At 67.1% G+C, this 9040-nt stretch carries 8 protein-coding genes; 2 read left to right on the forward strand and 6 right to left on the reverse strand.

Annotation, left to right across the window (positions count from 1 at the left end; translation table 11 throughout):
- Position 1 precedes the first annotated feature (1 nt).
- The 6 genes from PO768_RS19720 to PO768_RS19745 form a co-directional block, all read right to left on the reverse strand.
- Complete coding sequence (locus tag PO768_RS19720; protein WP_272647413.1) at positions 2-1042, reverse strand: SPFH domain-containing protein; 1041 nt, start codon at positions 1040-1042, stop codon at positions 2-4.
- A 237-nt stretch (positions 1043-1279) separates the two neighbouring features.
- Positions 1280-2413, reverse strand: coding sequence for an MFS transporter (locus PO768_RS19725; protein ID WP_272647414.1), 1134 nt, complete (start codon positions 2411-2413; stop codon positions 1280-1282).
- Between the two features lie 54 nt (positions 2414-2467).
- Complete coding sequence (locus PO768_RS19730; protein ID WP_272647415.1) at positions 2468-3040, reverse strand: GGDEF domain-containing protein; 573 nt, start codon at positions 3038-3040, stop codon at positions 2468-2470.
- A 108-nt stretch (positions 3041-3148) separates the two neighbouring features.
- On the reverse strand, positions 3149-3883 hold the full coding sequence (locus tag PO768_RS19735) for a PEP-CTERM sorting domain-containing protein (RefSeq protein ID WP_272647416.1): 735 nt from the start codon (positions 3881-3883) through the stop codon (positions 3149-3151).
- A 37-nt stretch (positions 3884-3920) separates the two neighbouring features.
- Positions 3921-6260, reverse strand: a complete 2340-nt coding sequence (locus tag PO768_RS19740) for a LamG-like jellyroll fold domain-containing protein (RefSeq protein WP_272647417.1) — start codon at positions 6258-6260, stop codon at positions 3921-3923.
- A 109-nt stretch (positions 6261-6369) separates the two neighbouring features.
- On the reverse strand, positions 6370-7239 hold the full coding sequence (locus tag PO768_RS19745) for a LysR substrate-binding domain-containing protein (RefSeq protein WP_262968019.1): 870 nt from the start codon (positions 7237-7239) through the stop codon (positions 6370-6372).
- A gap of 183 nt (positions 7240-7422) precedes the next feature.
- Between PO768_RS19745 and PO768_RS19750 the strand changes: the two genes are divergently transcribed.
- Complete coding sequence (locus tag PO768_RS19750; protein WP_272647418.1) at positions 7423-8463, forward strand: putative 2-aminoethylphosphonate ABC transporter substrate-binding protein; 1041 nt, start codon at positions 7423-7425, stop codon at positions 8461-8463.
- Positions 8464-8587: 124 nt separating this feature from the next.
- On the forward strand, positions 8588-9040 hold a 453-nt coding region (locus tag PO768_RS19755; protein ID WP_272647419.1), incomplete at its 3' end, for an ABC transporter ATP-binding protein.

Genomic DNA, 9040 nt, shown 5'->3' on the forward strand with positions numbered 1-9040 from the left:
TTCAGCCGAGCTTCTTCAGTAGCTCGGCCTTCTTCGCGGCGAACTCTTCGTCGGTCAATATGCCCTTGGCCTTCAAATCGCCGAGCTTTTCCAGCAGGGCCATGATCTCGTCGGCGCTTTGCACGGGGGCGCTCGCTGCTGCCGCCGGCGCTCCGGCACCGGCCAGGCCCTGGCTCAGCTGCTGGGCCAGCACCTGGCCCATCGCAAGACCTGCCCCCAGACCCATCGCGTCGCCCGCCACACCGCCGCCGCCGCCCGAGGCGGCACCCTCGGCCATCTTGGGCAGCGACTGCGCGGCCTGGTACTGCATGAACTGGCCCATGTTCTGTCCGATCATGCCCATGCCTATCTTCTGGTCCAGGATCTTCTGCAGCTCCTCGGGCAGCGAGACGTTCTGCAGGGTCACGCTCTCCAACTTCAGGCCCAGGGCGGTGAACGAGGGCGCGGTGGCCTCCATCAAGGCCTTGGCGAACTCGATCTGGTTGGCAGCCAGGTCCAGGAAGGGAATGCCGCTTTGCGCCACCGCATCGCTGATGTGCTGCAGCATCAGGCCGCGCAGCTGGCCGTCCAGGTCTTCGACCGTGTAGCGCTCGCGCGTGCCCGAGATCTCGGTGTGGAAGAGCTTGGGATCGACGATGCGGTAGGCATAGTTGCCGAAGGCGCGCAGCCGCACCGCGCCGAAGTCCTTGTCGCGTATCGTGACCGGCTGGGTTGTGCCCCAGCGCCGGTCGATGCGCTGGCGGGTGCTGAAGAAATAGACATCGCTCTTGAACGGCGACTCGAACAGCTTGTCCCAGTTCTTCAGATAGGTCAGCACCGGCAGGGTCTGGGTGCTGAGCTTGTACATGCCGGGGCCAAACACATCGGCCACCTTGCCCTCGTTGACGAAGACGGCCATCTGCGACTCGCGCACCGTCAGCGAGGCACCGTACTGGATTTCCATCTCGGCCATCGGAAAGCGCCAGGCCAGCGTGGTTTCGTCATCCTCGGTCCATTGCAGGATGTCGATGAACTGTTTCTTGATGAAATCCATCAGGCCCATGGTCGTGCTCCCCATAACGAACGGGCAAGGTGCCCGCGCCGAGAGTATCCACCAGCGCCTCGCAGCCGTCTGCCCCACCTGCGGGGGAAGGGGCGAGAGCTTGAGAACTTTTGTAGCGAGCCGTCGTCAGGCTAGGCGGGCCGGGCGCAGGAACCGGAACGTACCCCAGGTACGTGAGGATTCCGAGCACCGGGCCAACGACGCATGGCGGCGGCGCAGTAAAAAGTTTTCTAGCTCTCAGCGCTTGCGGCGCGATAACAGGCTGCCGCCCAGCATCGCCGCCGCCATGCCCCAGAACAGCGGCGCAATGCCCAGCGCCGCGCCCATCGCGCCGAACACCAGAGGCATCACGGTCTGGCTGGTGTTGATCAGCGTGGTGCGCAGGCCCAGGGCCTCGGCGGCTCGGCCCTCGGGGGCCGATTGGTGCAGCAAGGTCAGCACCATCGGTTGCGGCGCGCCCAGGCCCAGGCCCAGCAAAAAGGTGATGGCCATCAGCACGCCGACGCTGTCGGTGAAGGGCACGGCCAGATAGGCCAGGCCGGCCACCAGCAGCGAGGCCACCAGCAGCGGCCAGGGCTGGATGCGGTTGACGATGAAGGGCATGGCCAGGCGCACCGCGAAGGTGGCGGCCGCGAAGGCGCCCATCACGATGCCGATCTGCGAGGGCGTCAGGCCGATCTGCGCGCCGTAGACGGGGATCGCGAAGTTGTAGATGTCCCAGCCCACGGTCAGGATGGCCATCGCGATGAAGAGGCGGCGCAGCTCCGGCTCGCGCAGCAGATCGAACACCGGCCCGGGCGGGGTCAGGTCATGCTTTTCGCGCAGCGTGATCTCGGGCAGCAGCCGGCCCCACAGCGCCAGCAGCGGCAGCACCGTGAACAGCGCCAGGATCAGGAAGCAGGCGCGATAGCCCAGCGCGTCGATCGAGATGCCGGTCAGCATCGGCGCGACAAAGGTCGAGGTCGAGAAGCCTAAAGCGACATAGCTGAAGTTGACCGTGCGTTCCTCGGGCGCGCTCATCTCGCCCACCGCGTGGTAGACCGAGACATTGAGCAGCATGAAGGACAGGCCCACCAGCACGCTGGTCAGATAGAGCGTGGCGAGCTGAGGCACCAGAAAGGGCAGCAAGGTGCCCAGGCCCACGCCTATGGTGCCGATCAGCATCGGCCGGGTGATGCCCGAGCGGTCGATCCAGCGGCCGGCTGCCACCGAGGTCAGCGCCGGCAGCAGCGCATACATGGCCATCAGCGTGCCGACCGTCAGCGTCGACGCGCCCTGCTTGATCGCGAACAGCGCCACCGCGATGCGGCTGCCGTTGAAGGCGACATGGTTCAGAACCAGCAGGATGATGATCAGGGGCAGGGGACGCATCGCGGCTTGATTCTAGGCAAGCCGGCTCGTGCCGCTGTCCACAGCTCGCACGCTTCAAAGGCTGGGCCAGACCCCCGGTTCCACTTCCAGGCGCAGGCACCAGTCCGAGGGGATGGTGCCGGCCCAGACCAGGTTGTGATGCGGCAGCAGCCGCCGCTTCGCGAAGGTCATGCGCGAATCGGCCAGCGCCAGCAGGGTGCTGGCGTTCCAGTCCTGCTTGGGCGGGCTGGCGGCCACGCCGATGGTGGCGCTCAGCGGCGGCTGGCCGCCCAGCTGAGCGAGCGCGCTGGCGATGCGCTCGCGCAGCTTCTCGGCCAGCGCGGCGGCGGCGGCGATGTCGGTGTCGGGCAGTATCAGCACGAACTCGTCAGCGCCCAGATAGGCCAGGCTGGCGCCGGCGGGCTGCAGCTGCTGCAAGAGCATGGCCAGCTGGGTCAGCACCTGTTCGGCACTGGCCTGGCCCTGCTCGTCCTGGTAGCTCTTGAAGTGATCGATATCCAGGGTCAGCACGGCCAGCGAATGGCCCGAGGCCCGCGAGGCCTGGGCCGAGGACTCCAGCGCCTGCATCAGCGCCTTGCGGTCCAGCACACCGGGCAAGGCCCGCAGATCGGCATGTACAACAGTCATCAGGTGCTCCGGGGTGGCGATGCACCATGCTAGTGAGCGCTGCGGGCCTCCGGCATGCTCCATTACCCTGGGGAGCGCGCTCAGCGCCCCCCGGGGCTCATGCCACGGTCAAAGACCCGAGCGGCCGCGGCGGCGCGCCAGGCCGCCCAGCAGGGCCAGGCCGCCCAGCAGCAGCGCGTAGCTGGCCGGTTCGGGCACGACGCTGACCGTCAGGCCCTCGGCGCGGAAGTAGCCGGCGCTTTGCTGCAGGCCGGCGCCGAGCTGGAAGCTGCCATAGTCCCAGTTGCCCTGTGCGTTGGGCGGCAGCATCGCGGTGGCGCTGTAACTGCCCTGCCAGGTGGCGATGTCGAAGGGCAGGTTCTGGAACAGGTCCGGCAGTACAAAGCTCAGTGAGACGCGGTCCTCGCCAGCGCCGTCGCGCCATCCCAGCATCAGCCCGTCCTGCTCACTGCTGGCCGGCTGGCCGCGACCGCCCAGCTCGCCGGGGTAGTAGGCCTTGCGGTCGAGCTTGAGGCTGGCGAAACCGCTGCCCAGATCAAAGTGATGGCTGACGCCGCCGACCGTCAGCGTGGCGGCCTGCACAAAGCCACCCTCATAGAGCTGCACATGATCTTCCCATTCAAGGTTCTCGCCCAGCGCCGCGCTGTCGATGCGCAGCTGCAGGCTGAAGCCGGCGCCGGGGGCGACGGCGCCGGCAAAACTGCCGGGCGTGGCCTGGGCTGCGCCCTGGCTGTGCGCCCCGAGCTGGCCGTTCATGCGGATGTCCAGCAGAGCCGCCTGGGCGGCCAGGCTGGCCAGGCCCAGCAGCAGTGCAGGCAGGGTTTTCAACAAGGTCTTGTTCATGATCGATGGTGTTTGAAATGGTGGAAAAGAAGAAAGGTCAGCGGGGCAGGGCATTGGCCGGCGTGCCCTTGGCCAGCTCGGCAATCTCGGAGGCAAGCAGCGCGCGGCCCCAGATGGCGGCCTCGCGCAGCCCGCCCTTGTGGGCGAAATGCTCGTTGTCGTCCTTGTAGGCGCCGAGCTGCAGCCAGCCACTGGGCGGGTAGGGGATCGCGCCCTTGCGGTCGCTGCTGCTGCCCACCAGCTGGCCGTTGAGGTAGAGCCGCATCTGGCTGCCGTTGTAGACGCCGGCCAGGTGCACCCACTCGCCGGCCTTCAGCGCAGCGGCCGGCGGCGAGAAGTAGCTCATCGCGGTGCCGCTGGTCAAGGCCAGGGTGGCCAGCTGGTTCTCATAGCCCAGCAGCCAGCCGCGCTCGTAGCTGCCGTTGTCCTGGAAGGCACCGATCAGGCCGCCCCAGCGGGTGAAGGCATTGAAACGCACCCAGGCCGAGACCGTCAGCTCCGTGCCCGGCAGGCCTAGCTCGGCCATGCTGCCGGCCTTGTTGCAGGCCGCGTTGCTGGCGCCGCGGTTGAGCAGCAGCAGGCCGGCCGTGGTGTCCAGATAGCCGCCGTCCTCGCTCTTGAGCTGGGCGCCGCAGCCCAGGCTGCTGAAGTTGCCCATCGCATCGGCCAGGTCATTGCGCAGCGGCAGATAGGCCAGCGGCTGGAAGGGCAGCGGCGCGCGGCCGTTGCTGCTCACAAAGCGCTGCGGCTCGGACCAGGGTGACCACAACAGATTCTGGTCGCGATGGCGCACGCGGATGTAGTAGCGGGTGTCGGCGAACAGATCGTCCACGCCCAGGGTCCAGCGCGTCACATCGCTGCCGGCGTTCTGGTCTATCGGGCGGTACAGCGGCGAGCCCGAGGACAGGAACACATTCTCGTGGTCGCGCTTGACCGAGCGCAGCACCTCGGCGAAGTCCGGCTCGCGGGCGATCTGGTACTCGATGCTGTTGAAGCGATCTTCGCCGCTGAACTCGCTGCTGCCGAAGCTGTGGGGCAGGGTGATGCGCTCGGCCAGCTCGGTGACGGCTGGCTGGCGCGGTGCCTGGCCATCGAGCCGGCGCACGAAGCGGTCCACCAGGCCGGCCTGGGCGCGCGAGCGCTCGTTGCCGATGGACCAGGTCTGCACCGTCATCGTGCGGCGCTCCTGGTCGATGTCGATGATCTGGAAGGTCTGGGCCTCCAGCGTCTTCTGCACATCCTCATAGTCGGTCTGACTTGCCGTGTCGCCCCAGAACTGGCCCCAGGCCGCGCCACCCGAGATCAGGTGGTGCACCGGCTGCTCGCGCAGCGCGCCGCGCGCATAGATGCCGTTGGAGTGGGCGCTCAGATAGAGGGCCAGCTTGTCGCTGGACGCCAGCGTGGGCGCGACGCTGTCGCGCACAAATGCGCTGCCGTCCGAGGGGTATTGCTCGGAGACGATGGGGTGGTGGGTAGTGCCTATCACCCAGGCGACGCCGGGATCGTTCCTGGCGGCCTCGGAGATGCGGCCCAGCCAGTCACGCTGGTCGGCGCTGGCCTTGTTCGAATCTGCCTGCACGAACAGCACATTGCCGACCTGGAAGGCCGCCTCGGCGACGGGGCGCTTGGACAGCAGGCCCTGGTAGGGCACGTCCTCATAGGACTTGAAATGGGCGTTGTAGAGCTTGAGCTCGGGGTCGTCGTAGTACTCGTGGTTGCCGACGGCGGTGATGGTCGGGATGTTGGAGATGACGCTGCGGGCCTGCTTGAAGTGGATGTCCTCGTACTGGCACAGCACCCCGTTGTCGACTTGGTCGCCGAGATTGAGCATCAGATTGATCTGGTCCTCGAAGCGGCCGCCGTAGAGTTCCTGCACCTTGGCCCGGGCCAGCGCCAGCAAGGCCTCGTAGTCGCGGCTGGTGTTGCTGGTGAACTGGTGGTCACCGATCACCAGTACGCGGAAGTGACCGCGCGCCGCACCGGCCTCGGGCTGGCTGCGCATGCGGAACACCGGCGACTTCTCATCGCCGCTGACGACGCGGTAGTAGTAGGGCGTGGCGGGCTTCAGGCCGCTGAGCTTGACGCGGTTGTAGTAGTAAGTGCCGCTGGGCTTGCTGCACTGGCGCACGATCTCGGGCGACTGGCTCAGGTCCTCCAGCGTGCCGACCGCGACCTGGTCGAGCTGCTTGGGATTGAGGCCATACTCGACACGGGCAGGCGCGTTCCTGTTCTTGCTGGACTTCCAGCTGATCCAGGTCGAGTTCTCGGTCGGTGCATGCAGATAGGGGATGAGGTCATCCGCCCGGGCCGGCAGCGCGGCCAGCAGGCCGGCCGACAGCAGGGCCGCAGCGAGGGTGTTGATCAGTGGTCTTGGCACGGGTTCTCCCGACAGGTGTTGAAGGCCTGCCAAGGCTAGAAAGCGTCCGTGCCGTCTCGATGTCAGTTGGCGCAAGCGCCGCGATGCCGGTATTGGCGGATTTGCGGCCTCACAACCGCGGCGGCAGATCGGCGGTCGACAAAAAGGCCTCGATCAGCCGCATCTGGCGGCGTTCTTTCAGCACATAGAGGTACTCGGCCACCATTGGTGCGGCGCCGCGCAGCGGCAGCACGCGCAGCTCGGGATGGTGGGGCACCTCATGGCGGGCGACCAGGCTGACGCCCATGCCGCGCACGATGGCCTCGCGCAGTGCCTCGCGGCTGCCGATCTCCATCACCTGGGCCGGCCGCACGCCGGCCAGCTGCAGCATCTCCTCGCCGAGCTGGCGGGTCATCGAGCCGCCCTCGCGCAGCAGCAGCCGGCAGGGGGCCAGGTCTTGCGCGCTGACCTCGGTCTGGCGCGCCAGCGCATGGTCGCTGCGCAGCACCAGCACCAGCGGATCTTCACCGAGCTTCCAGCACAGCAGGCGGGCGTCGCGCACCGGATGGGACGAGGCCGCCAGATCGACGCGGTACTCGCGCAGCGCATCCACCATCTGGCGCGAGTTACCGATGTGCAGGCTCAGCTCTATGCCCGGATAGCGGCTCTGGAAGCGCTGCACCAGGTCCAGCATGTAGTAGGGCGCGGTGGCGCCGATCCGCAGGCTGCCTTGGCGCAGCTCGGCCTGGTTGCGCAGCGCAAACTCGATCTGGCTTTCTTGCTGCAGCAAGCCCTCGACCATGGGCAGCAGCTCGACGCCGGCATCGCTGATCGTCAGGCGGCCGGAGTTGCGGCGAAACAGCTCCAGCCCGTAGTGCTCCTCGAGCGCGCGGATCTGGGTCGTGACCGTGGGCTGGCTGATGCCTAGCTGTCTGCTGGCCAGCGTGACGCTGCCAAGCCGGGCGACGGTGAAAAAGGCCTTCAGTTGGGCGGTGAGCATGGACGGGCGAGGGTAGTCGCTGTTGATGACGAATTGATGTCGAACGCGCGTCAAAGCCGCGACACAAATCCGCAAATGCGGGCTTTGTCGCGCTTGGTCCGTATGACATCTTCTTTACATATTCGAAATCTAGAGTGCGGCCCATTGCTTCCCTTCACTCCTTCTTCGCACCCCAGGAACGCTATGAAAAACTCTCTCACCCGTCGTGCCGGCCTGCTGAGCCTGGCCGCCTTGTCAACCCTGCTGGCCGCCGGCGCGGCTCAGGCCCAGGGCAAGACCGAGCTGCTGGTGTATTCGGCGCTGGAGGCCGACCAGATCAAGGCCTACAAGCAGGCCTTCGAGCAGGACCACCCCAGCATCGAGCTGAAGTTCGTGCGCGACAGCACCGGCATCGTCACCGCCCGTCTGCTGGCCGAGAAGGCCAATCCGCAGGCCGATGTGATCTGGGGCCTGGCCGCCACCTCGCTGATGCTGCTGGACAAGGAAGGCATGCTGCAGGGTTATGCGCCCAAGGGCCTGGAGAAGGTGCGCGCCAATATGCGCGACCCGCGTGCCCAGCCGACCTGGGTGGGCATGGACCTGTGGTCTTCGGCCGTGTGCTTCAACACCGTCGAGGCCGACAAGCGCAAGCTGCCCAAGCCCGCCTCCTGGGCCGATCTGACCCAGCCGGCCTACAAGGGCACGGTGACGATGCCGCACCCCGCCTCCAGCGGCACCGGCTATCTGATGGTCTCGGCCTGGCTGCAGATGATGGGCGAGGACAAGGGCTGGGCCTTCATGGACGCGCTGCACCAGAACATCGGCGTCTACACCCACAGCGGCTCCAAGCCCTGCCGCCAGGCCGGCGCCGGCGAGTTCCCGGTGGGCCTGTCCTTCGAGTACCGCGCCAACAAGACCAAGAAGGACGGCGCGCCGATCGACATCGTGTTCCCGAAGGAAGGTCTGGGCTGGGATCTGGAGGCCACCGCCATCATGAAGACCAGCAAGAAGCCCGAGGCTGCCAAGGCCCTGGCCGACTGGGCCGTGACCCGCAAGGCCAACGAGCTCTATGGCGCGAACTTCGCGATCCTGGCCCTGCCCGAGGCGCAACAGAAGATGGAGCATGTGCCGGCCAATCTGGAGCAGATGCTGGCCAAGAACGACTTCGTCTGGGCTGCCGCCAACCGCGAGCGCATCCTGACCGAATGGGCGCGGCGCTACGAGGCCAAGGCCGAGAAGAAGTAACAGCCCACCCCCTACGGCCTTCGGCCGCCCCCTCAAGGGGGCGAGCCCGTAGGCCCGGCAGAGCCGGATCCTCGCGCTCTGTTGGGTCAGAGGCAAGGGGCGCCGGCCTTACAAGGAATACATCGTGTTGTCACTCCGCCACCTGAACAAACGCTATGGCACGCAGCCGGTGCTGCGCGGCATCGATCTGGATGTCGCCGCCGGCGAGTTCATCAGCCTGCTCGGGCCCTCGGGCTGCGGCAAGACCACCTTGCTGCGCCTGATCTGCGGCATCGAGGCGGCGGACAGCGGCAGCATTGTGCTGAACGGCCAGGACATCACGGCCTGGCCGGCCGCGCAGCGGCGCTTCGGCGTGGTGTTCCAGTCCTACGCCTTGTTTCCCAATCTGAGCTTGGCGGACAACGTGGCCTATGGCCTGCAGCAGGCCACGCGCGGCGAGCGTGCGGCCCGTGTGGCCGAGCTGCTGGAACTGGTGGGCCTGGCCGACAAGGCGAACAAATTCCCGGCCCAGCTCAGCGGCGGCCAGCAGCAGCGGGTCGCGCTGGCGCGCGCGCTGGCGCCGCGGCCGCCGCTGCTG

Origin of the sequence: Paucibacter sp. XJ19-41 (genome assembly GCF_028462495.1) — a bacterium.
Lineage (GTDB): Bacteria > Pseudomonadota > Gammaproteobacteria > Burkholderiales > Burkholderiaceae_C > Roseateles_E.

Coding starts and splice junctions, on each gene's coding strand:
- PO768_RS19735 (WP_272647416.1), bottom strand. CDS start 3,883: ATGAACAAGACCTTGTTGAAAACCCTGCCTGCACTGCTGCTGGGCCTG.
- PO768_RS19730 (WP_272647415.1), bottom strand. CDS start 3,040: ATGACTGTTGTACATGCCGATCTGCGGGCCTTGCCCGGTGTGCTGGAC.
- PO768_RS19745 (WP_262968019.1), bottom strand. CDS start 7,239: ATGCTCACCGCCCAACTGAAGGCCTTTTTCACCGTCGCCCGGCTTGGC.
- PO768_RS19750 (WP_272647418.1), top strand. CDS start 7,423: ATGAAAAACTCTCTCACCCGTCGTGCCGGCCTGCTGAGCCTGGCCGCC.
- PO768_RS19720 (WP_272647413.1), bottom strand. CDS start 1,042: ATGGGCCTGATGGATTTCATCAAGAAACAGTTCATCGACATCCTGCAA.
- PO768_RS19725 (WP_272647414.1), bottom strand. CDS start 2,413: ATGCGTCCCCTGCCCCTGATCATCATCCTGCTGGTTCTGAACCATGTC.